This window comes from Streptomyces sp. NPDC049954 (genome assembly GCF_040656295.1).
Lineage (GTDB): Bacteria > Actinomycetota > Actinomycetes > Streptomycetales > Streptomycetaceae > Streptomyces.
This window is the reverse complement of the sequence record NZ_JBFALS010000021.1, coordinates 40,878-63,073: the sequence shown is the minus strand read 5'-3', so window position 1 is coordinate 63,073 and position 22,196 is coordinate 40,878. Positions and strand designations below refer to the sequence as shown.

Sequence of the window (22,196 nt, the reverse complement as noted above, 5' to 3'; positions counted from 1 at the left end):
CCGCGCACAGCACGCAGACGCGCAGGCGGAGGGCGGAAGGACAGGCGGTGGCGAGGCGTTCAGGTCATCGCCGGCACGGCTGCCTCCGGAATCCGGAACGGCTTGCCGCAACCGCCGCACATGATCGGAGCCTGCGCGAGGACGGACGGAACGACCCGGACGTTGCGACCGCAGTCGCACACCGCCTTGACCCGGACTCCCCCGCCGGAGGAGCCGTGCCGGGCGGCCGGCCCGCGGAAACTGCGCGCCGAATCGGTGGACGTCGCCGCCGAGTGCGCCTTGAGGGCACGCTGCAGGCGTTCGGTCGTGGCCCGATAACGTCTCTTCGCCTCGGGGTTGAGCGTGACCAGCGAGAAGCCGCTGCTCGGATGTGGCTCCTCGGGGTGGTCCAGACCCAGTTCCTCGGCGATCGTCAGGAATCTGCGGTTGTGGTAGCGGCCGGCCCGTGAGGTGTCGCGGACACCACGGGCGGCGGCAATGCCATGGACTGCCTCATGGAGCAGTCGTTCGAAGGAGAGCGCGTGTCCGCAGGCGGACGACGACTCTCCGATCAGGGACTCGGGCGCGGCAAGATCGGGCAGCTCGGGGTGGTACCGCTGAATATCGGCCCACGCCTGCGCCAGCTCTGCGGCGAGAACAGGTGGTGTCGTGCTCACGTCGTGACAACGAGCCGGGATGTCGCCGTGTTCCTATTCCGGGGCATCCCAAATATTTTGCTCGTACCCGTCAGTTGCCCTTGATGCGTCCGGACGAGGGCGGGTGCGTCGATCTGCGGAGAAGGCTCACAGCTCACACCAAGCCGGTACGTAGCGACGCTACGTACGGCACCGGTCACCGCCCCGTTCCGATGTCCCGCCCACGAGGCGCGAGGCCCCGCGTCGTCTGCCTCGGGCGCCCGGTGTGCAGGACAGACCCGCTGAGGGGTGCGGAGCGTTCCGTTGATTGGTGGGACGTTACTCCCGCCCGCACCGGTTCCAGGCATCACCCCGGTTGTTGCCTCCGGGGCCGCGTACCGCGCCCCGTCCCGTCCGGGTGTTCGCTGGAGCACGTCCACCCCGGGGACGCGATACGGCCGTCCACGGGTGGCTCGAATCGACCGGCGCCGCCCGAGTACCGGGACTGGTCGTAGGAGCACGGGGGCGCACAGAGGTGGCACGCCTGCACCGGACGACAAGCCCCCCGCCTCCCCTGGACGCCGCGGCGCGGGCGGAGTTATCTGGCATACGGGGAGAACGAGCACCAACGCACGGGGCGGACATCCGCAGGGGTCGGACACCAGGGCACCATCCATCTCTCGGCCGATTGGAGTGTCGTCAATGACATCTACGCTCGTGCGGAAACACCGTCCTCGACAGGGCGACGCGCCTTCTACGGAGGCGCAGGCGCGCGCGGCACGTGACTGGGCGGAGATCCAGGAACGGATGCTGGTCCCGCTGTACGAGGCGGTGTACGACCGTGTGGAGGTCGGCCCGGGGGCCCGGCTTCTCGGGCTCGGCTGCGGATCGGGGCTGGCCCTCCTGCTGGCGGCGCGGCGCGGCGCGGCGGTCACCGGAGTGGACGGGGGCCCACCGGAGCGCCTCGCCCTGGCCCGGGAACGTCTCCTCGGTGAGCGAGCCCCCCGGACGACAGTGCCCGGCACCGTCGGCGCCGCATCACCCGATCACGGAGCCCCTTCCTCCCGGGTGGCGCGTCCGACGCCAGGGGTGCCTGAATGCGCCCCGTCCCCTGACGCGGAGTCCCCGCGCCTGCTGGAAGGCGGCCCGGCGGACGCCGCGGGCACCTCCGCACCCCCGTACACCGTGGTGACCGCGTTTCAGCCCGCAGGCGCCACCGCGGGTGACTACGAGGAGCTGACCGGTCTGCTGGCCTCCGCCGTGCCGCTGACGGCGCGCGGCGGCAACGTCGTTCTGGCCGGCTGGGGGCCACCGGAGCGCTGCGCCGCTTCTGCCGTGTTGCGGGTCGCCACCCGTCTGACGGACGCCGACGCCTCGCTGCCCTTCGGGCCAGGGGAACTGGGAGCGGGCCGGGGATGGCGCCCGGAACGTCGCGACGACCTGGAGGCCCTGGCGTTCCGCGTCGGCCTGCGGCTGGAGGGCTCAGGGCGAGTGGCCTGCCCGTTCGGCTACGCGGACGGCGACAGCGCCGTGCGCGGACTGCTCTCCACGGGGCTGTTCGACGCCGCCGTCGAGGCGACGGACTCCGGACAGGTGCGCAAAGAACTCCGGGAGGCGCTGCACCCGTACACGCGCCTCGACGGCACCGTGTGGATGCCCAACGTGTTCCGCTACGTCATCGCCACGAGGCCCTGAGTCGAGCGCCGGTGGGCGGACACCCTGCCGCGCGCCCACCGGGTCCCTTGCGCCGTCTGCCGTTGGGACGCGGCGGACGGAGAGAATGCCACTGCGGTGTATCACCCTTCCGAACTCACCCGATCGGCGTAGTGAATGTGCCGCCAGGTTGACGCCCTGGTCTCCTCGCCGCCCGGCTCAGTCCGTCTTCGCCATCCTGGGGATGCCGGCCGCCCGGTAGGCGTCCGCCTCGTCCAGCGTCTCGTTCTCCAGCAACGCGCCCGCCAGAGCGTCCAGCTGAGGGCGGTGTTCCCGCAGTTGCCGCACCGCGCTCTCGTAGCACTCGTCGACGATGCGGCGCATCTCCTCGTCGATCGCGTCGAGGGTCGTCGGAGCGGCGGAGAGGCCGTAGGGCTGTTGGGCGTCGTTCGGGAGGGCCGACAGCCTGCCGACCCGCTCACTCATGCCCCAACGGCCGACCATGCCCCGGGCGAGGTTGGTGACCTGCTCCAGGTCGTTCTCCGCCCCCGTGGTGATCACGCCGAACACCACGTGCTCGGCGGCCATACCGCCCAGCGCTCCGATGATGCGGCCCCGGAGGTAGTCCTCCGTGTAAGCGTACTTGTCGGCGTCCGGCGTGGAGAGAGTGACTCCGAGAGCGCGGCCGCGCGGCACGATGGTGATCTTCCGCACCGGGTCCGCGCCCGGCTGGAGCATCCCGAGCAGGGCGTGACCGCTCTCGTGGTAGGCGGTTCTTCTGCGCTCCTCGCCGGGCATCACCAGGGCACGCTCGGCACCGAGCTGGACCTTTTCGAGCGCTCCCGACAGATCGGAGGCCGTCACCTGCTTCTGCCGGCGCTTGACGGCCAGCAGGGCGGCCTCGTTGGCGAGGTTGGCGAGGTCGGCACCCGTCATGCCGGGCGTCGTCCTCGCGACCTGGGCCAGGTCGACATCGGGCGCCAGCGGAATGCCACGGGTGTGAATCCGCAGGATGGCCTCGCGCCCGTCCCTGTCCGGAGGGCTGACGGTGACAGTCCGGTCGAACCGTCCAGGCCGGGTGAGGGCGGGGTCGAGGACATCGGCCCGGTTGGTCGCGGCGATCACGACCACGCCCTCGGCCCCGGAGAAACCGTCCATCTCGGTGAGGATCTGGTTGAGCGTCTGCTCGCGCTCGTCGTGGCCGCCCATGCCCGAGCCGCCGCCCCGTGCGCGCCCGATGGTGTCGATCTCGTCGATGAAGATGATGGACGGGGCGACTTTTCTCGCCTCGGCGAACAGCTCGCGCACCCGGCTCGCACCCACACCGACGATCATCTCGATGAACTCGGACGCCGAGGCGGAGAAGAAGGGCACGTCAGCCTCACCGGCGACGGCCCGGGCCAGAAGCGTCTTGCCGGTACCCGGCGGCCCCGTCAGCAGGACACCGCGCGGCATCTTCGCGCCCATCTCGCGGTAGGAGTCCGGGTGCTTCAGGAAGTCGACGACGTCGTTGAGCTCCCCCTCCACCTCGTCGATACCCGCGACATCCGCGAAGGTGGTGCGCTTGCGCCCCTCCATCTCGATGGGTTTGGGCGGCGTCTTGCGGCCGAGCATGCCGCCCGCTCCGCCGAGACCGGAACTCATACGGCGTGCGATGAACAGCCACAGGACGATGATCAGAATCATTGGAGCGAGCGAGATCAGCAGGTTGGTGAGAAGGCTGCGTTCCTGAACGACCGGCTGAGCGGTGACCGTGACCTTGTGCTTCTCCAGGTCGGCCCACAGCTTGTCGTCGGCGAAGGCCGGACGCTGGGTGGTGAACTTCTTGTAGTCGCCGTCCCCGTCGCTGTCCTTGGGACGAGGCCGCTCCTTCTTGAGCTCGCCCTGGATCGCGTCGCCCTTGGAGTAGATCTTCGAGACGTTGTTGTCCGCGACCTGCTTGCTGAACTCCGTGTACGAGACAGTCGTGTCATCGTCCCGGTTGACCAGGGAGAGGACGAGGTTCGTCAGGAGGTACACGATCAGCGCCGCGATGATGATGCGTACCCAGGGCGGCTTTCTTTTGGGAGGCGGGGGCGGCGGCGCCCCTTCCGAACGCCACGGCTGGTCCGTCCGGTCGCGCGGGGGGACGGGATTGCTCACGCGTGCTCCTTCGCCACCGGCACGAACCTTCCATCATCACTTGCCTTGAATCGGACATTAATGGAGGGAACGCCGAGCAGCTTCCTGGCCGCCGCCGGACAGGGGGCGCGACACGAGCGCCGCACTTAGCGCTCCGTGGCATATGCGACGGGGCGCAGCTGGGCGCGGGAGTGCCGACGCTGTCAGCTCGAACGAGCTCCGCATCTCCAGGCACCACGTCGCCGCCCCGTGGCATATGCGTGGCCGACAGCCGACAGCCGACACCGACAGCGAAGCGTCCACAGCAGTTGTATACGGCGCGCTGAGGGCATGAGTAAGGGGCACTCTCGATGGGAGAGTGCCCCTTACCTACGCGAGCGCGTCCGTTTGACGGCCGAGCAGACGGTTGGTCGGTGCGCGCAGCAACTGGCTCCTGGCGCCCGTCTGCCGACGACTGGCCGACTGGCCGACTGGCCGACTGGCCGACTGGCCGACTGGCCGACTGGCCGACTGGCCGACCGTAACCGGCGGCCCAGGCGGTCAGCCCATGAACTTCTTGAATTCCTCGGGGAGCTCGAAGTCCTTGCCCGGCTGTCCGCCCGGAAGACCGAAGGGGTCATCCTGGCCGGCGGCGCCGCCTTGGGCGCGGCGGGCGGCGGCCGCCTGTTCCTCAGCTTTGCGCTTCATCGGGTTTCCGCTCTTGCGCTTGCCCTTGGCCTGCTTCTGCTGCTTCTTCTGCCGGCCGGGTCCTCCACCCATGCCCGGCATACCCGGCATCCCGGGCATGCCGCCGCCCTGGGCCATGCGGGACATCATCTTGCGGGCGTCGAAGAAGCGCTCCACAAGGTTCTTCACGGCGCTCACCTCGACGCCGGACCCCTTGGCGATGCGAGCGCGGCGTGAGCCGTTGATGATCGTGGGGTCCTGGCGCTCCGCCGGAGTCATCGACTTGATGATCGCGGCGGTGCGGTCGACGTCGCGCTCGTCGAGGTTGTTGATCTGGTCCTTGATCTGCCCCATGCCCGGCAGCATGCCGAGCAGCTTGGAGATCGATCCCATCTTCCTGACCTGCTCCATCTGGGCCAGGAAGTCGTCCAGCGTGAACTCCTTCGGCCCCTTCTGGAGCTTGCGGGCCATGTCTTCGGCCTCTTGCTGGCTGAAGGTCCGCTCGGCCTGCTCGATCAGGGTGAGCATGTCGCCCATGTCGAGGATGCGGGACGCCATACGGTCCGGGTGGAACGCGTCGAAGTCGTCCAGCTTCTCGCCGTTGGAGGCGAACATGATCTGCTTGCCGGTCACGTGCGCGATCGACAGGGCGGCACCGCCACGCGCGTCGCCGTCGAGCTTGGAGAGGACGACGCCGTCGAAGCCGACACCGTCGCGGAACGCCTCGGCGGTGTTGACCGCGTCCTGGCCGATCATGGCGTCGACGACGAAGAGGATCTCGTCGGGGTGCACGGCGTCGCGAATGTCCGCGGCCTGCCGCATGAGTTCCTCGTCGATACCGAGGCGGCCTGCGGTGTCGACGATCACGACGTCGTACTGCTTGTTCCGCGCGTGGTCGATGGAGTCCTGCGCGACCTGGACGGGGTCGCCCACCCCGTTGCCCGGCTGCGGGGCGTAGATGCCCACACCGGCCCGCTCGGCCACGACCGAGAGCTGGTTGACGGCGTTCGGGCGCTGAAGGTCGCAGGCGACCAGCAGTGGGGAGTGACCCTGCCCCTGGAGCCAGCGCCCCAGCTTGCCCGCGAGGGTCGTCTTACCGGCGCCCTGGAGGCCGGCCAGCATGATGACGGTGGGCGGCTGCTTGGCGAACCGCAGTCGCCGCGTTTCGCCACCGAGGATGCCCACCAGCTCCTCGTTGACGATCTTGACGACTTGCTGCGCGGGGTTGAGGGCCTTGGAGACCTCTTCACCGAAAGCGCGCTCCTTCACCTTCTTGATGAAGGCCCGCACGACCGGAAGCGCGACGTCCGCCTCGAGGAGCGCGATGCGGATTTCCCGCGCGGTGGCATCGATGTCCGCCTCGGACAGACGCCCCTTGCCGCGGAGGCTCTTGAAGGTCGCTGAGAGGCGATCGGAGAGGGTATCGAACACGGCGCTCGTCGGTCCTCGGGGTCGGGGGCAGAGTGGATCGTTGTCTAGGGTATCCGCCTCGGCCGGAACAAAGCCCTTGGCCGTCCGAACAAGCCGGTGACAGGTGACGCACGGGGCGTACGAGACGCACAGGTCATACGAGACGTACGGAGCCTACGCGCCCTCGGGGGGTGCGGGGATCGGCGGCGGGCACCTCCATGCCGCGGAGCGGGGAGGTGCACGGTCTCAGCCCTCCTCCCCCGTGGCATATTCAGCGGGGCGGGAGAGCTCCGGCCTCGTGGAATATGCCACGGGGCAGGCGGGGAGGCTCAGAACCTCGCTTCGCTCCGTGGCATATGCCACGGAGCGAAGGCCACCGCAGCGCGGGACGGAGCCCCGAATGGCCGCCGCTTCCTCAGCCCGGCCACCTCGCCCCGTGCGCGCACGCTGTCCGGGTCCCTGTCCCGCCCGCCCACCGGCTGCCGCCCACCGCTTGCCGCCTGATCCCTTCCCTTTGCGGATCACCGGAGCGACTTCTCCAGTTCCTCGGCCAGGGCCACGGCCTCGGCCGGAGCCAGAGGACCGCCGTCGGAACCGGTCACGTAGAACGCGTCGACGACGTTGGCACCGAGGGTGCTGACGTGGGCGCTGCGCACCCGCGCCCCGGCCGTCTCCAGGCCGCGCGCCAGACGGTGCAGCAGCCCGGGGGCGTCCTGGGCCCGTACCTCGATGACCGTCGCGTGCCGGGATGCCGCTGGGGCGACATGTACGCGGGGCGGGGGCGCCGCCAGCCCCCGCCTCCGAGGGTAGGCCGCGTCGCGTTCCGCCAGCCGGCCGCGGATGTCCAGGTTCCCGTCGAGGGCACGGACGAGGTCGGCACGGAGCCTGGCTGCCTGGGGCAGCGCCCCGTACTCCGCGGCCACGCGCCAGTCCAGTACAAGGATGCTGCCGGGACCCTCGTCCGGGCTCGCGGCTGCCCGCCCCGGTCGGCCCGCCGGTCCGGCCCCCTCCCCGACGTCACCATCGGACTGACCACCTCCGGTATCCGCCTCGCCGCCCCCCGCGCCGTGGGCCTGCGCTCCATCCGTTCGAGCACCGCCGACGTGGACGCCCTCAGGAAGCGCGGTGCTGCGGAACTCCGCGGTACGCACCGTGAGGCGGTGCATGGCGAGTACACCGGCGACAGCGGGAAGGACACCGGGCTGGTACGGGACGGCGACGAGCAGTTCGACACCCACCGGCTCCCCGGCCCCGTCGTCGGCGCTGTCTTCTCCGGTCTTCGCAGGCTCAGTCTGCTGAGATCCGCCCCCTGCGGCGTCCGGCACCGTCCTGCTCTCCGGGCGGGCGTGAAGGGTGAGCACCGGACCGGCGGTTCGGAACGCCTCGACCGCGAGACGTTCCTGTTCGGCGGTGAGGGCGGCCGGTTCGGGGTCCGCGGGAGCCTCACCCGAGAGCAGTGAGGCGACGCGTCGGGCGAGGTCGTCGACGAGCGACGCACGCCAGGCGGACCACGCGGCCGGGCCCGTGGCGAGCGCGTCGGCCTCGGTGAGCGCGTGCAGGAGTTCCAGTGTCGGCAGGTCGCGCACGGCGTCGGCCACGGCGCGCACCGTCGCCGGGTCGTCCAGATCACGCCGGGTGGCCGTCTCGACGAGGAGCAGGTGATGGCGTACGACGGAGGCGAGAGTCGCGACGTCGGCGCGGTCGAAGCCGATCCGGGCGGCGACGTCGCGCACGATGATCTCGCCGGCCACCGAGTGGTCGCCCGGCCATCCCTTGCCGAGGTCGTGCAGGAGCGCGGCGACCAGCAGGAGGTCGGGACGTGCCACCCGGCGGGTCAGTGCGGCGGCGCGCACCGCCGTCTCGACGAGGTGACGATCGACGGTCCATGTGTGCACGGCGTTGCGCTGCGGACGGCAGCGGACGCGCTCCCAGTCGGGGAGGAGCCGGGTGACGAGCCCCTCGGCTTCCAGCGCCTCCCACACGTCGACGGTGGGACGGCCGGCGCCGAGAAGTGTCACGAGCTGCTCCCGGGCCTCGGCGGGCCATGGAGTGGGCAGCGGCACCGTCGCGGCCGCGAGACGGCGCACGGCGTGCAGCGAAAGGGGCAGACCGGCCTGAGCCGCGGCCGCGGCGGCCCGCAGTGGCAGGACGGGGTCGCGTTCGGGCCGGGCGGCGCGGGCGAGGACGGCCTCGCCGTCCTGCTCGACGACTCCCTCGGCGAGCGGGTTGCGCTCCGGCGCCGGCTTGCCGCCGCCGAGCATGGCGCGCAGTCGGGGCCGGACGGAGCGCGCCTTCAGGACGCGGCTCACCTCGCGCCACGTGACGTCGCCGGCGTAGGCGATGGTGCGCGCCGACTCGTAGACCTGGCGCAGGAGGGTGTCGGCGTCGAGAAGGCCGAGGGCTGCGGCGACCTGGTCCTGTTCCTGGAGGGCGAGGCGGTCGGTGGCCCGTCCCGTCGCGAGGTGCAGGGCGTCGCGGACGTCGAGGAGTCGGCGACGGGCATCGGTGAGTCCGGCGCGCGGCGCGTCGGCGAGCCAGGAGGCGGCGACGGCGCGCAGGGCGGTGACGTCACGCAGACCGCCGCGCGCTTCCTTGAGGTCGGGTTCGAGCAGGAACTGCAGCTCGCCCTGGCGTTCGGCGCGTGCGGCGCACAGGTCGCGGAGTTCGGGCAGGCGTTTGGGGGCCTGGTTGCGCCAGTCGGCGAGGACGGTGGAGCGCAGGCCGGTGGTGAGTCCGAGGTCACCGGCGACGTGTCGGGCGTCGAGGAGACCGAGGTGGACCTTGAGGTCGTCCCCCGCTGTCTTGCGCGCCTCGTCAAGGGTGCGTACGGAGTGGTCGAGGTCGAGCCCGAGGTCCCACACGGGGTACCAGATGCGGTCGGCCAGGGCTGCGACGGCGCCCGGGTCGGCGCGGCCGTCGTGGAGCAGCAGCAGGTCGAGATCGCTGCGCGGGGAGAGTTCGCCGCGCCCGTAGCCGCCGACCGCGACGAGGGCGGCGCCCGGTACGTCGCGGGAGGCGGCGTCGAAGAGGCCGGTCAGCCAGTCGTCGGTGAGTTCGGACAGGGCGCGGCGTCGTGCGGCGCCGGTGATCGCCTCCTGCTGAAGGAGGCTCAGGCGTGCCGCGGCATAGCCGCTGGGTCCCGGGTCGTCGGTGTCGTGGCGTGGGTCGAGGCTCGTCACCGGGCAGCTCCTGGGGCTGTCCCCTCGCACCGGGCGAGGAGTGTCGTCGTCCGCCACGGGATCTCGTGTCCGTGGCCGCCCCGCTCGTGCGGGGATCTCTTCTAGGTGGTGTGGCGTCGTCCGTCGTGAGGTTGGGAGGTGGATGGTGGGGCGGCGTGCACCGGGTGGGCGCGTCTCGTGCGGCGGCTCCGTGCTCGGCGGGCCACCGGGATGCCGCGCGCCCCGCGTTTGCCGGCGCCCTGGTCACGCCGTATGGCCCCGTCCCCCGTCCCGGTGCGCCTGTGCGGCGTACGGGGCGGGGGACGGGGCGGCGAGCACGGGGTCAGAGGGCGTCCGGGCCGCGTTCTCCGGTCCTGACCCGCACCGCGGTGTCGACCGGCAGGCTCCAGACCTTGCCGTCGCCGATCTTGCCGGTGCGGGCGGCCTTTACCACGACGTCGATCAGCTGTTCCGCGTCGTCGTCCTCGACCAGGACCTCGATCCGGATCTTCGGGACGAGGTCCACGGTGTACTCGGCGCCCCGGTAGACCTCGGTGTGGCCGCGCTGGCGCCCGTAGCCGCTGGCTTCGGTGACGGTCAGGCCGTGGACACCGAAGGCCTGGAGCGCCTCCTTGATCTCGTCGAGCCGGTGCGGCTTGACGACCGCGGTGATGAGCTTCATGCGTCCACCTTCTTGTTCGTCGCCGGACCCACCGCGGCGTCAGAGGTGGGAAGGGTGCTGCTACGGGGCAGGGAGCCGCCGCCGGCGCCGCTGTAGTCGTACGCGGTCTCGGCGTGCTCGACCTGGTCGATGCCGGAGACCTCGATGTCCTCGCTGACCCGCATCCCCATCGTCTTGTCGATGATGAGGGCGAGGATCGCGGAGACGACCAGAGAGTACGCGAGGACCCCGAAGACGCCTGCGGCCTGCTTGCCGAGCTGGTCGAGCCCGCCGCCGTAGAACAGGCCCTTGGCATCGGACTGGACGCCGCCGGTGGCGAAGAGGCCGACGAGCAGCGAGCCGACGACACCGCCGACGAGGTGGACTCCGACGACGTCGAGCGAGTCGTCGTAGCCGAACTTGAACTTGAGGCCGACGGCCATGGCGCACAGGACCCCGGCGATGGCGCCGACGGCGATGGCACCGAGAGGGCTGACCGCGCCGCCCGAAGGTGTGATCGCGACGAGGCCCGCCACAGCGCCGGACGCCGCGCCGAGGGTCGTGAAGGCGCCGTGGCGGATCTTCTCGTAGATGAGCCAGGCGAGCATCGCCGCACCGGTGGCGACCTGCGTGTTGAGGAACATCACGGCGCCCACGCCGTCGTCGTTGCCGAGCCAGGAGCCGGCGTTGAAGCCGAACCAGCCGAACCACAGGAGGGCGGCGCCGAGCATGACGAGCGGCAGGTTGTGGGGCCGCATCGGGTCCTTCTTGAAGCCGACCCGCTTGCCGATGACGAGGATGACACCGAGCGCCGCGGCGCCCGCGTTGATGTGGACGGCCGTACCACCGGCGAAGTCGATCACCCCGAGGTCGTACGCCCAGCCACCGGAGCCCCAGACCCAGTGGGCCACGGGGAAGTACACAATCGTCACCCACAGGGCGATGAACAGCGCCCAGGCGGTGAACTTGACGCGATCAGCCAGGGCGCCGCTGATCAGCGCGGGCGTCAGAATCGCGAACATCAGCTGGAAGACGGCGAAGACGTAGACCGGGATCGTGTAACCGTCCCAGAGCTGCACGACGCCGATTCCGCTGAGCCCGACGAAGTCGCCGTTCCAGCCGATGACGCTTCCCTTGTCCGTGCCGAAGGCCAGGCTGAAGCCGTAGAGCACCCACAGGATCGTGACGATCCCGAGGCTGATGAAGCTCATCATCAGCATGTTGAGCGTGCTCTTGACGCGGACCATGCCTCCGTAGAAGAAGGCCAGCGCCGGGGTCATCAGCATGACCAGGGCGGAACAGATGAGCATGAATCCCGTGTTCGCGGCAGACAGCTGGGGAGCGTCTGCGGCGAGCGTGATGCCTGGGGGCATCTGCGTCTCCTCGTCGTCGGTGCGGCCCGTGCGGGCGAAACCAGTGCGGTCGTGAGGGGTGGGCCGGTTATGCGCCATGAGGTTGTCGCAGCGCGGTTTCGGTGGATGCCCCTCGGTGTTTCACCGTCGTGACGAAGACTTGGTGCGTGTTACGCGTCCATGAACTGCCGGATGTCGGCCGGTGTGGTCGTTATCGTTGCGCAACCTACGGCAGCAGCGATGCGGCCGCCCACGGGGCCGGGAGCCGCGGTCGCGCGGTATACCTGCCGCGACGCGGCCGGGGGCGGAGACGCGGGTGTGCCCCGGAGCGCGGTCTGCGTTCCGGGGCAGCGGACGGCCGGGGACCGACGACGGCGCTCCCCTCGTCCGTGGGAGCAAACGGGGCGTAGGGGGCCCGACGGTGCGGCACGGGGCGGGCGGGCAGTCAGGTGGATGCCTGCGCGGCTTCCGGCAGTCGGGTCGCCAGCTCGTTGCCCAGCTCGATCACCTCGGTGACGGTGCCGTACTCGCGTACGGCGCTGTCCACGGTCTTGCGGAGCCTGGTGTTGAGCCGCTCCGAGCGGACCTTCTTCGCGATGCCGATGGCCTCGCTCGCCGCCGCCGCGCCCCGTTCGGGTTCCCTCTTGAGAAGGTGCACCGTCGCGAGTCCGATGAGGTTAAGCGCGTACGAGCGGTGATGTTCGAGATCCCGGCCGAACAGCTCCACGGCGCGGCCGATCGCGGGCTCCGCGAGACCGGCGTACGCGACGTTGCGCCCCGCGGCATATGCCAGGTCGCGGAAGGAGTGCCCGTTCTCGGCGTACAGCTCGGCCTCCGAGAAGAACGTGATCCAGTCGGGGTCGGGCGCGTCACCGTCCATCGACTCGTGGGCGTCGGCGAAGGTGTCCTCTGCCATGCGGACCGCCCGTTTGCACTTGCCCGCCTGGCCCAGGTTGGCGTAGGAGCGGGCTTCCATCGCATACAGCATGGCCTGAGTACGCGCGGTCGAGGCGTGGCGGCTTCCGTACTGGGCGAGGTGGATGAGTTCCAGGGCGTCGTCCGGGCGGCCCAGGTGGATCATCTGGCGGGCCATGTTGGACAGGACGTAGGAGCCCAGCGGCTTGTCGTCGGCCTCCTTGGCGGCGTGCAGGGCCAGGACGAAGTACTTCTGCGCCGTCGGCTGGAGCCCGACGTCGTAGCTCATCCAGCCGGCCAGCTCGGCCAGTTCCGCGGCGACCCGGAAGAGGCGGCGGCCGGTGTCCTCGGTCTGCGGTTCCTGGAGGAGGTCGGTGACCTCGTGCAACTGGCCGACAACCGCCTTGCGGCGCAGCCCTCCTCCGCACTGGGCGTCCCATTTGCGGAACATGACCGTGGTGGACTCCAGCAGTTCCAGCTCGGGGCGCGACAGACGGTGCCCCGTACGGCGCGGGGAAGTGGACTGCTCCAGCGTGGTGAGCGGTTCACCGTGCATGGGCTGGAGCCAGCGCTGCATGGGCTCCACCAGGGCGGGGCCGGCCGTGAGGGCGAGCGAACCACCGAGGAATCCCCGCCGGGCGAGCATGAGGTCGCTGCGCGAGAACTCGCTCATGAGCGCGACGGTCTGCGGCGCCGTCCAGGGCAGGTCCACGCCTGCCGTGGAGGGCGACTGGTGCAGGGAGCGCAGACCGAGGTCCTCGACGCTGACGGCGCAACCGAAACGCTCCGAGAACAGCTCGGACAGCAGCCGCGGAATGGGCTCGCGCGGCTGCTCGCCGTCGAGCCAGCGTCGCACTCTCGACGTGTCCGTGGAGATGTGGACTGCGCCCAGTTGCCGCGCCCTGCGGTTCACCTGGCGGGCCAGCTCCCCCTTGGACCAGCCGCTGCGCAGGAACCACGACTCCAGCAGGGCGTTGGGACGCTTGTCGCCCGCTCCGGTACCCGTACCGCTGTCGGGTTCGCCGAACTCACCGTTTCCGGCCATGAGCACGCCCCCATCCCTGATGCTCTCCGTCGTCGCCGTACGCCGACTCGCCTCGGGACGCGCGTCCGCGTACCGCCGAGACGGGGACGCGGCCCTGCCCACCGATCCGTCACAACCTGAGGATCCGGTGGGTGGGGACGCGTCACCGAGAGTCTGCCCAGTGAAGGTAGGACGCCGCACCCCTTCGCGGCGAGCCGCACCGGCCAATCGCCACCATTCGCCACCCCTGCGCTCGAACTCACCCTGCTCTTCACGCGATTGACTGATCCAAGCCAGCGAGGGACCGGCGCGCGGAAGCGTGTTGGGGCGCACGAGGGACCGTACGCAACCCCTTCGTACCGAGACAAGAGCGAGCACAGCGTCACCGCGCCGATCCGGTTCGTAACCCGAGGTGCCCGGTAAGCGTTGGACGCTCCGGACACGTTGGAGGAGGCATGGGCTTCACGATCGGCGGCATCCGGGAGAAGCGGACCGGGGCACGACGGCGCGGGCACCCCTCGGAGTACACGACGGTGGCCGAGTTCACCGGCCTCTGGGGATGGGACGTCGCCCCGGGAGCCCGTACGGCAGCGGGGGTCTGCTCCTGCGGCGTGGCGTCCTGCACCGCCCCGGGAGCGCATCCCCTCGACTCCACGGGCACGGTCCATGCGGGCGCCACCTTGGACGAGGTAGCGGCAGCGTGGTCCCAGTGGCCCGGTGCGGCTCTCATGCTGCCCGTCGGCCTGGCCTTCGACGTCATCGACGTGTCCGAGTCCGTCGGCCTGCACGCCCTCGCCCGCATGGAGCGCATGGGCTTGCCTCTGGGCCCCGTAGCGGTCACCCCGCAGGGGCGCGCCCAGTTCTTCGTCGCGCCCGGGGCTGCGGCAGCCCTCCCGCGGCTGCTCTACCGCGCGGGCTGGGACGACGCCGATCTCGATCTGCACGGGCTGGGCTCGGGCAGCTTCATCACCGCTCCGCCCTCGGACCGGGGCGGTCTCGGCCCCGTCCGCTGGTTGCGCGCCCCCGCCCCCGACACGGCTTTCCGGCCGCCGGAGGCCCGTCTACTGCTCGGCACACTCGCTTACGTGGCACACCGGTCCGGGGCGTGACGGGCGGGGCCGCCGTGCCCCCGAGGCGTCGGCCGTGCGAGGGCACGGTGCAGAGCCTGCTCCGTGCGGGGCGCAGGCCACGCGGACCGCGCGGACATCCCTCGGGATGATGCCGCGAGACGGTTGAGGAGTACGGGACAGGGCCCCGCGTGCGAGTGTCGCGGGGCCCTGTCATGGATGCTTGATGCCCCGGTGGCGCGCCCCGTGGACTATGCCACGGGGCGGGCCACCGAAGGCTCAGCCGCTTCGGCCGATCCCGTGCAGCCGACCCGGTTCGGTCGCCTGCCAGGGCTCGCCCCGCTCGGCTCAGTCGCCGATGAGAGCGTCGACGAAGGCCTGCGGCTCGAACGGCGCGAGGTCGTCCGCTCCTTCGCCGAGGCCGACGAGCTTCACGGGGACTCCCAGCTCACGCTGTACGGCCACGACGATGCCGCCCTTGGCCGTGCCGTCGAGCTTGGTCAGCACAATGCCGGTGATGGAGACGACCTCGGCGAACACGCGCGCCTGGACGAGGCCGTTCTGACCGGTGGTGGCGTCGAGGACGAGCAGCACCTCGTCCAGCGGCGCCTGCTTCTCGACGACGCGCTTGACCTTGCCGAGTTCGTCCATGAGGCCGGTCTTGGTGTGCAGTCGGCCGGCCGTGTCGATCAGGACGGCGTCGGCCTCCTCGAGGATGCCCTCCTTCACGGCGTCGAAGGCGATGGAGGCGGGGTCACCGCCCTCAGGACCGCGCACGGTGCGGGCGCCGACGCGCTCGCCCCACGTCTGGAGCTGGTCGGCGGCGGCGGCGCGGAAGGTGTCCGCGGCCCCGAGGACGACGGTCTTGCCGTCGGCGACAAGAACCCGGGCGAGCTTGCCGGTGGTAGTCGTCTTGCCGGTGCCGTTGACACCGACGACCATCACGATGCCGGGCTTGCCGGGCGCCGACTCGGTGTGCACGGTGCGGTCCGTGTCGGGGCCGACGAGCGTGAGCAGTTCCTCGCGCAGCAGGGTGCGCAGTTCGTCAGTGGTCCGCGTGCCGAGGACGCGGACCCGTTCACGCAGGCGCTCGACCAGCTCCTGAGTGGGGGCGACGCCGATGTCGGCGGTCAGCAGGGTGTCCTCGATCTCCTCCCACGTGTCTTCGTCGAGGTGTTCGCGGGAGAGCAGTGTGAGCAGGCCCTTGCCCAAGGCGTTCTGCGAGCGGGAGAGCCGGGTCCGCAGCCGGACCAGTCGCCCGGCCGTGGGCTCGGGCACCTCGATCTCCGGAACGGGCGGGGCGGCGACGACCGGGTCCTCGACGGCCTCAGGCGTCCGCGTCGCCTCTGCGGCGTCGGGGAGGTCCACCTCCTCGATCGTTCTGCGGGTTTCGTCGCTCGGCTTCTCGGCCTCTTCGCCGACATGCGGCTCGGCCGGTGGAGCGGTGACGGTCGGCGTGCCGGAGGGCGGTGGGGGCGGCAGTCGCTTCTTTCTGCGACCGCTCACCACCAGCCCACTGATCGCGCCGACCACGACCAGGGCGATGACTACAGCAAGGATGACGATGTCCATAACGCCCCCCAGTATCAGCCATGGACACCTCGCGCTCCTGGATTGTGCTTTCCTCCATGGGACAGAAGATGACATTTCAGACGAACCGGGCCGTTCATGAGCGAGACATCCCAGCCCCCCGACCCACCCCTCGACGCCGCGTCCGGTACGGGGCCCGAAGCGGGCGAGAGCACCGTGGAGACGAGGGGCATCGAACCGGTCCCCGACCATCTGCGCGGCGGGCGGCCCCGGCAGGTCTTCCCACTGTGGGTGTCGGCCAACATCAGCGTGCTGCTCGTCACGATCGGGGCGGGCCTGATCGTGGCCTACGGCCTGAACTTCTGGCAGGTCCTGGGAGTCGCACTCGTCTCCCCCGTGGTCGCCTACGGACTGGTGGGCCTGGTGTCGATCGCGGGCAAGCGGGGCGGGGCCCCCGGGATGACGCTTTCTCGCGCCGTCTTCGGACAACGGGGCAATCTGCTGCCCGGCACGCTGATCTGGGTGACGCGCTGGGGCTGGGAGACCGTCAACGCCGTCACCGGCGCCTACGCCTGCCTGACGGTGCTGGACATCGTCTGGGGCCTGCACCGCACGGACTTGCTGACCGGCGCCACCCTGGTGGGCTTCGTCGCCTGCACCTTCCTCATCAGCGGCCTCGGACGGCGGGTGCTCCAGGTGTGCACCTCCTGCTCCATGGTGCTGTTCGGACTCTTCAGCGTGCTGATCCTGGTACATCTGGTGCGGGTCACGGACTGGACGGCACTGTTCGCCCGTCCCGCCGGCCCGTCCTCGTTGATGGTCGCGGGTTTCGGGGCCATCACCGCCGGGGGGATCAGCTGGGTGCCCACGGCACCCGACTTCACCCGGTATCTGCCGCGCGCCGTGCCCGCGCGCGCCCTGGTGGGGTACACCGTCGCCGGGGCGCTCGTCGTCGTGACGCCTCTGGTGCTGATGGGGGCCGTTGTCGCCGTCGGGCTGCCTCACCTGTCCGGTGCGACGGATCCCGTGTCCTTCCTCGGCGAGGCACTGCCCACCTGGATCGCGGTCCCCTACCTGGTGATCGCCCTGGTCGGCATGGTCCTCATCAACGCCATGTCGATGTACTCGGCCGGCTTCACCGCGCTGACCCTGGGGCTCCGGGTGCCGCGTGCGGCCGCGGTCAGCGTGAACGCGGTGATCAGCCTGATCCTCGGCTGGCTGCTCATGAACGTCGCGACCGGCTTCCTCGACTCGTTCCTGTCCTTCCTGAGCCTGCTCGCCGTCGCGTTCTCCGCGTGGATCGGGGTGTTCGGCACCGATCTGCTGTGCGGTCGCACCTACGACGGTGCGGGGCTCATGGACACGGGACGGGGCAGCCCCTATTGGTACCGGAACGGTTTCTCACTACCGGCGACGACTGCGTGGGCCTGCTCCCTGGTGGTGGGGCTTCTGTTCACTCGGGTGGAGTGGTTCAGCGGCCCGTTCGCCTCGTCCTGGGTGGGCCGCAACGGACTGGGCTGGCTCGCGACCGTTCTGGTGGCGGGCGGACTGTACGCCCTGATGGCGCGCCCCGTGACATATGCGACGGGGCGGCGGCCAGGAGCCTGCAAGCGAGAAGCACCGTAGTCCTTTAGGCAGGTGGCTGCCTCGTGGCATATTCCACGGGGCAGTCACCTGCCGGCCCACCTGTAACGGTGCGGTCGCGCGGAGCGGCATGCGCGCTTCGTGGCGCGGAGGCAGCTTCCAGCCGGGAAGGCGCCTCCGCACAGCGTGGCCCCGTGGCATATGCCACGAGGCCACAGGGCCACAGGGCCACAGGGCCACAGGGCAAGCGCACTCTTCCTCGCCCTTTCCAGCCCCGCATTGCCACGCCACGCCCCCACCCGAAAGCCCCGTGGCATATTCCACGGGGCGCCCCACCCATAAAAACGCCCCACCAACCCAGAGCCATCACCCCGGCCCCCGGCCGGGCACCGCCACCGCCACCGCCACCGCCACCGCCACCGCCACCGCCACCGCCACCGGGCAGCGGCCACCGCGCAGTGGCCACCGCGCAGTGGCCACCACCGGCCCCCGCCGGCCCCGCCCCCGACTCGCCCCGTACCCGACTCGCCCCGTACCGACCCACCCCCCGCTCCCTCCCTGCCTCAGTGCAGTCGCTGGCCCTGCCTCAGTGCAGTCGCTGGCTGATGACCTTGGAGACACCGTCGCCCTGCATCGACACTCCGTAGAGAGCGTCGGCGACCTCCATAGTGCGCTTCTGGTGGGTGATGACGATCAGCTGTGAGGACTCCTGAAGCTCCTGCATGATCCGGATGAGGCGCTGGAGGTTGGTGTCGTCGAGGGCGGCCTCGACCTCGTCCATGACGTAGAAGGGGCTCGGCCGGGCCTTGAAGATGGCCACCAGGAGCGCGACGGCTGTCAGCGAGCGTTCGCCGCCGGAGAGCAGGGAGAGCCGCTTGACCTTCTTGCCGGGCGGACGGGCCTCGACGTCCACCCCGCTCGTGAGCATGTTGTCCGGGTCCGTGAGCAGGAGCCGGCCCTCGCCGCCGGGGAAGAGCCGCGAGAAGACACCCTCGAACTCGCGCGCCGTGTCGTGATAGGCCTCGGTGAAGACCTGCTCGACCCGCTCGTCGACCTCCTTGACGACGAGCAGGAGGTCGGCCCGGGTCTTCTTGAGGTCCTCCAGTTGCTCGGACAGGAACTGGTGCCTCTCCTCCAGCGCCGCGAACTCCTCCAGGGCCAGCGGGTTGACCTTGCCCAGCTGCTGGTAGGCGCGTTCCGCGGACTTGAGCCGCTTCTCCTGCTCGGCCCGCACGAAGGGCCTGGGGCGGTTGCGGGGGTGCTCGGGGTCGTCGGGGAGTTCCTCGCCGTCGGCGGGCAGGGACGGCGGCACGAGGGTCTGAGGACCGTACTCGCTCACCAAGGCGGCCGGTTCGACGCCCAGCTCTTCGAGGGCCTTGGCCTCCAGCTGCTCGATGCGGAGGCGCTTCTCGGCGCCGAGGACCTCGCCGCGGTGCACCGAGTCGGTGAGCTTGTCGAGTTCCGACTTGAGATCGCGGCCCCGTTCGCGTTCGGTGGCCAGTTCCTTCTCCCGCTCCGCCTTCTCCGCGTCGGCCGCGGTGCGTTCCTCGTCGGCGCGGGCCACCGAGACCTCCACGTGGGCCAGTAGCAGGCGCGCGCCTGAGGCCACGGCGCGGGCGACGGCCGCCTCGTGGCGCAGGCGCGCGCGGCGGCGTTCGGCGCGGGTGCGGGCCTCGCGCTCGGTGCGGGCGGCGCGGTCGAGTCCGTCGGCACGCCCGGCCAGGGCCTTGACGCGCTCCTCGTGCGTACGGAGCTGGAGGCGGGCTTCCATCTCCGTCTGCCGGGCATTGGCGCCGTCCGCGGCCAGCCGGTCCCGCACCGCGGTGTCCGGCTCGGCCTCGGCGTCGTGTTCGGCGCCGTCGCCGAAGGGGGAGGTCTCCTCGGCCACGGCCAGTCGCTCGGCGAGCTCCGCGGCCTCCGTGTCCGCCCGGTCCGCGGCCTCCTGCGCCCTGGTGGCGGCGGCGGTCATCCGCTCGGCCTCCCCGGTCGCGCCACGGGCCGCACCGGCCAGGGCGCCCAGCCGTTGCGAGACGGCCGACTTCTCCCGGTCCGCCGCCCGGCGTCGCTGGGCCAGTTCCTCCATGAGGGCCGCTGCCTCGGCGCGGCGCGTCGTGGCGGCTTCTTGGGCCGCGCCCAGATCCGCGCACCGTACGTCGAGTTCGTCGAGTTCCGCGGTGGCCTGGTCGACGGATGCCTGCACTTCGAGCAGGCTCGGGGCGCCGGCCGCACCTCCCTGGGCGAAGTGGACGCCGAGGACGTCGCCTTCGGTGGTCACGGCGGTGACGGCGGGGTGCTCGCGGAGCAGTTCGCGCGCCTCGTCGAGCGTCTCGACGAGGACCATGTCGCGCAGCAGTTCGTGCAGGGCTCCACTCAGCTCCTCGGGACCACTGACGAGATCGCATAGACGCCGCGCCCCACGGCTGGTCACGGAACTGGGGGACGTCGCGGCACCGGCGGACGTCATGGCGTCGGCGGCCGTCGCGACGTCGGGGCGGCGTGGCGGCTCCGCGGGTCCGCCGATGAGCAGGGCGGCACGTCCCGCATCGGTCTTGCGCAACAGGCGCAGCGCGTCCACGGCCGCACCCGTGCCACGCACCGCGACGGCGTCCGCCGCGGCACCGAGTGCGGCCGCGACCGGCGCCTCATACCCCGGAGCGACCGCGAGCAGTTCGGCGGCCGGCCCCAGCAGCCCCGTCAGGTGGTCCCCGGCGCTCAGGAGCGCCCCGGTACCGTCCTTGCGGCGCAGTCCGAGGGCGAGGGCGTCGCGGCGTGCCTCGGTGGCTGCGCAGGCCCGCTCGGCCGCCGTGACCGCTTCGCGCGCCCCGGTCCACGCGACGTCGGCCTCCGCGTGAGCGGTTCTCGCCTGCTCGTACCGTTCCTCCAGTGCGGCGTCCCCCGCGTCGAGCCCCTCGACCTCGCCGCGCAGCTGTTCGTACTCCTCCTGCGCGGCGACGGCGCGTTCCTGCGCCTCGTCTCTCGCGACGGCGAGCCGTTCGACCTCGGCGCGCGCGGAGGCGGCCCGGTCGCGCGCGGCGGTGACCTGTCCGGTGAGGCGGGCGAGGCCCTCGCGGCGGTCGGCGATGGCACGGGCGAGGTCGCGCAGCCGGCGCTCCTCGACGGCGAGCTGCCGTTCCAGTTCGCCGCGGTGGGCGACCGTGTCCTCCAGGGCGCGCTCCGCGGCCTCCAGAGCGGCACTCAGTTCGGCCTCCTGCTCCCGGATGCGAGCGGCCTCCCGTTCGAGGTCCTCCGGGTCGCGGCCACGCCGTTCCTCAGGCGGGACGCCGGTGGCGCTGGCGACACGGGCGTCGGCGAGGCTGACGGTCCCGCGTACCCGCTCGGCGAGGCGCGAGAGGTCGTACCAGGTCTGCTGAGCGGCGCGCAGACGGGGCGTGAGCGCCCGTACGGTCTCCTCAAGCTGTTTCTCACGCAGGAGGGCGGCCTTCAACGCGTTCTCCGCGTGCTCCTTGCGCTGTTTCAGTGCGGCCTCGTCGGCGATCTCCGCCCCGAGCGCCTCGCGCAGCCGTACGAGGTCGTCGGCGAGCAGGCGCAGCCGGGCGTCACGGAGGTCCGCCTGGATCACCGCGGCGCGGCGGGCGACCGCCGCCTGCCGTCCCAACGGTTTGAGCTGGCGGCGCAGTTCGTCGGTGAGGTCCTGGACACGGGCGAGGTTCGCGCGCATCGCGTCGAGCTTGCGGAGCGCCTTCTCCTTGCGCTTGCGGTGCTTGAGGACGCCTGCGGCCTCCTCGATGAACGCGCGGCGTCCCATGGGGTCGGCGTGCAGGACGGAGTCGAGCTGCCCCTGTCCGACGATGACATGCATCTCCCGGCCGATGCCCGAGTCGGAGAGGAGTTCCTGGATGTCCAGGAGACGGCAGGTCTCCCCGTTGATCTGGTACTCGCTGCCCCCGTTGCGGAACATGGTCCGCGCGATGGTGACCTCGGCGTACTCGATGGGCAGGGCGCCGTCGCTGTTGTCGATGGTGAGGGAGACCTCGGCGCGGCCCAGCGGGGGCCGCCCCGTGGTGCCGGCGAAGATGACGTCCTCCATCTTGCCGCCGCGCAGCGACTTGGCGCCCTGCTCTCCCATGACCCAGGACAGGGCGTCGACGACATTGGACTTGCCGGAACCGTTGGGTCCGACGACACACGTGATTCCCGGCTCGAACCGCAGCGTGGTGGCCGAGGCGAAGGACTTGAAGCCGCGCAGGGTCATGGCCTTGAGGTGCACGCAGCCGGACTTTACCGCCCGGCGGGCCGCGTCCGGGGCGCGTGGGCGACGCGTCTCGCCAGCGAAGGCGCGACGGTGGGGCCGAGGTCGCGGTTTCGTCGCTCGGCGGGCAGGGCAGATCAGTCGGTAGGACGATCGGGAGGGCTGGACGCAGGGGGAAGAGGTCTCGTCCCGAAAGCTTGGAAACGCTGAGGCACGAGAGCAGGAACGGGC

Annotated in this window: 12 protein-coding genes; 3 read left to right on the top strand and 9 right to left on the bottom strand. The window is 71.1% G+C overall.

Annotated elements, in window-relative coordinates; genetic code table 11:
• Positions 1-59: 59 nt before the first annotated feature.
• Positions 60-656: a hypothetical protein gene (locus AB0J21_RS31510; protein WP_363149576.1), complete on the bottom strand. Its 597-nt coding sequence runs from the start codon at positions 654-656 to the stop codon at positions 60-62.
• Between the two features lie 660 nt (positions 657-1,316).
• Between AB0J21_RS31510 and AB0J21_RS31505 the strand changes: the two genes are divergently transcribed.
• Positions 1,317-2,309 carry an SAM-dependent methyltransferase gene (locus tag AB0J21_RS31505; RefSeq protein WP_363149575.1) on the top strand — a complete coding sequence of 331 codons (993 nt, stop codon included), beginning with the start codon at positions 1,317-1,319 and terminating at the stop codon, positions 2,307-2,309.
• 177 nt (positions 2,310-2,486) lie between these two features.
• On the opposite strand, the gene ftsH is transcribed toward AB0J21_RS31505, so the two are convergent.
• The 6 genes from ftsH to AB0J21_RS31475 form a co-directional block, all read right to left on the bottom strand.
• A complete protein-coding gene (ftsH, locus tag AB0J21_RS31500) occupies positions 2,487-4,409 on the bottom strand; it encodes an ATP-dependent zinc metalloprotease FtsH (protein WP_363149574.1) in 1,923 nt (640 codons plus the stop codon).
• 519 nt (positions 4,410-4,928) lie between these two features.
• The gene (gene ffh / locus AB0J21_RS31495) at positions 4,929-6,485 is read right to left on the bottom strand and encodes a signal recognition particle protein (protein ID WP_363149573.1); all 1,557 of its coding nucleotides are present in this window, start codon (positions 6,483-6,485) and stop codon (positions 4,929-4,931) included.
• 500 nt (positions 6,486-6,985) lie between these two features.
• Positions 6,986-9,643, bottom strand: coding sequence for a [protein-PII] uridylyltransferase (locus tag AB0J21_RS31490; protein WP_363149572.1), 2,658 nt, complete (start codon positions 9,641-9,643; stop codon positions 6,986-6,988).
• 322 nt (positions 9,644-9,965) lie between these two features.
• Positions 9,966-10,304, bottom strand: a complete 339-nt coding sequence (locus AB0J21_RS31485; protein WP_121406203.1) for a P-II family nitrogen regulator — start codon at positions 10,302-10,304, stop codon at positions 9,966-9,968.
• A complete protein-coding gene (locus AB0J21_RS31480) occupies positions 10,301-11,656 on the bottom strand; it encodes an ammonium transporter (RefSeq protein ID WP_363149571.1) in 1,356 nt (451 codons plus the stop codon). Before AB0J21_RS31480 ends, AB0J21_RS31485 begins: the two co-directional genes overlap by 4 nt.
• A 424-nt stretch (positions 11,657-12,080) precedes the next feature.
• Positions 12,081-13,595: a hypothetical protein gene (locus tag AB0J21_RS31475; protein WP_363149570.1), complete on the bottom strand. Its 1,515-nt coding sequence runs from the start codon at positions 13,593-13,595 to the stop codon at positions 12,081-12,083.
• A gap of 434 nt (positions 13,596-14,029) precedes the next feature.
• Here AB0J21_RS31475 and AB0J21_RS31470 point away from each other — a divergent pair, with 434 nt between their 5' ends.
• Complete coding sequence (locus AB0J21_RS31470) at positions 14,030-14,683, top strand: bifunctional DNA primase/polymerase (protein WP_363149569.1); 654 nt, start codon at positions 14,030-14,032, stop codon at positions 14,681-14,683.
• A 306-nt stretch (positions 14,684-14,989) separates the two neighbouring features.
• Here AB0J21_RS31470 and ftsY read toward each other — a convergent pair whose 3' ends face one another.
• Positions 14,990-16,213: a signal recognition particle-docking protein FtsY gene (gene ftsY / locus AB0J21_RS31465; protein WP_363149568.1), complete on the bottom strand. Its 1,224-nt coding sequence runs from the start codon at positions 16,211-16,213 to the stop codon at positions 14,990-14,992.
• Positions 16,214-16,309: 96 nt separating this feature from the next.
• Here ftsY and AB0J21_RS31460 point away from each other — a divergent pair, with 96 nt between their 5' ends.
• Positions 16,310-17,797: a cytosine permease gene (locus AB0J21_RS31460; protein WP_363149567.1), complete on the top strand. Its 1,488-nt coding sequence runs from the start codon at positions 16,310-16,312 to the stop codon at positions 17,795-17,797.
• A 544-nt stretch (positions 17,798-18,341) separates the two neighbouring features.
• Here AB0J21_RS31460 and smc read toward each other — a convergent pair.
• Positions 18,342-21,983 (bottom strand): chromosome segregation protein SMC, encoded by a 3,642-nt coding sequence (gene smc, locus AB0J21_RS31455; RefSeq protein WP_363149566.1) that lies wholly within the window; start codon positions 21,981-21,983, stop codon positions 18,342-18,344.
• Positions 21,984-22,196: the final 213 nt, after the last annotated feature.

What these genes read in the sequence shown, in the direction of transcription:
- AB0J21_RS31505 (WP_363149575.1), top strand. Translation starts at nt 1,317, where the DNA reads ATGACATCTACGCTCGTGCGGAAACACCGTCCTCGACAGGGCGACGCG.
- AB0J21_RS31485 (WP_121406203.1), bottom strand. Translation starts at nt 10,304, where the DNA reads ATGAAGCTCATCACCGCGGTCGTCAAGCCGCACCGGCTCGACGAGATC.
- AB0J21_RS31480 (WP_363149571.1), bottom strand. Translation starts at nt 11,656, where the DNA reads ATGCCCCCAGGCATCACGCTCGCCGCAGACGCTCCCCAGCTGTCTGCC.
- AB0J21_RS31475 (WP_363149570.1), bottom strand. Translation starts at nt 13,595, where the DNA reads ATGGCCGGAAACGGTGAGTTCGGCGAACCCGACAGCGGTACGGGTACC.
- AB0J21_RS31470 (WP_363149569.1), top strand. Translation starts at nt 14,030, where the DNA reads ATGGGCTTCACGATCGGCGGCATCCGGGAGAAGCGGACCGGGGCACGA.
- ftsY (WP_363149568.1), bottom strand. Translation starts at nt 16,213, where the DNA reads ATGGACATCGTCATCCTTGCTGTAGTCATCGCCCTGGTCGTGGTCGGC.
- AB0J21_RS31460 (WP_363149567.1), top strand. Translation starts at nt 16,310, where the DNA reads ATGAGCGAGACATCCCAGCCCCCCGACCCACCCCTCGACGCCGCGTCC.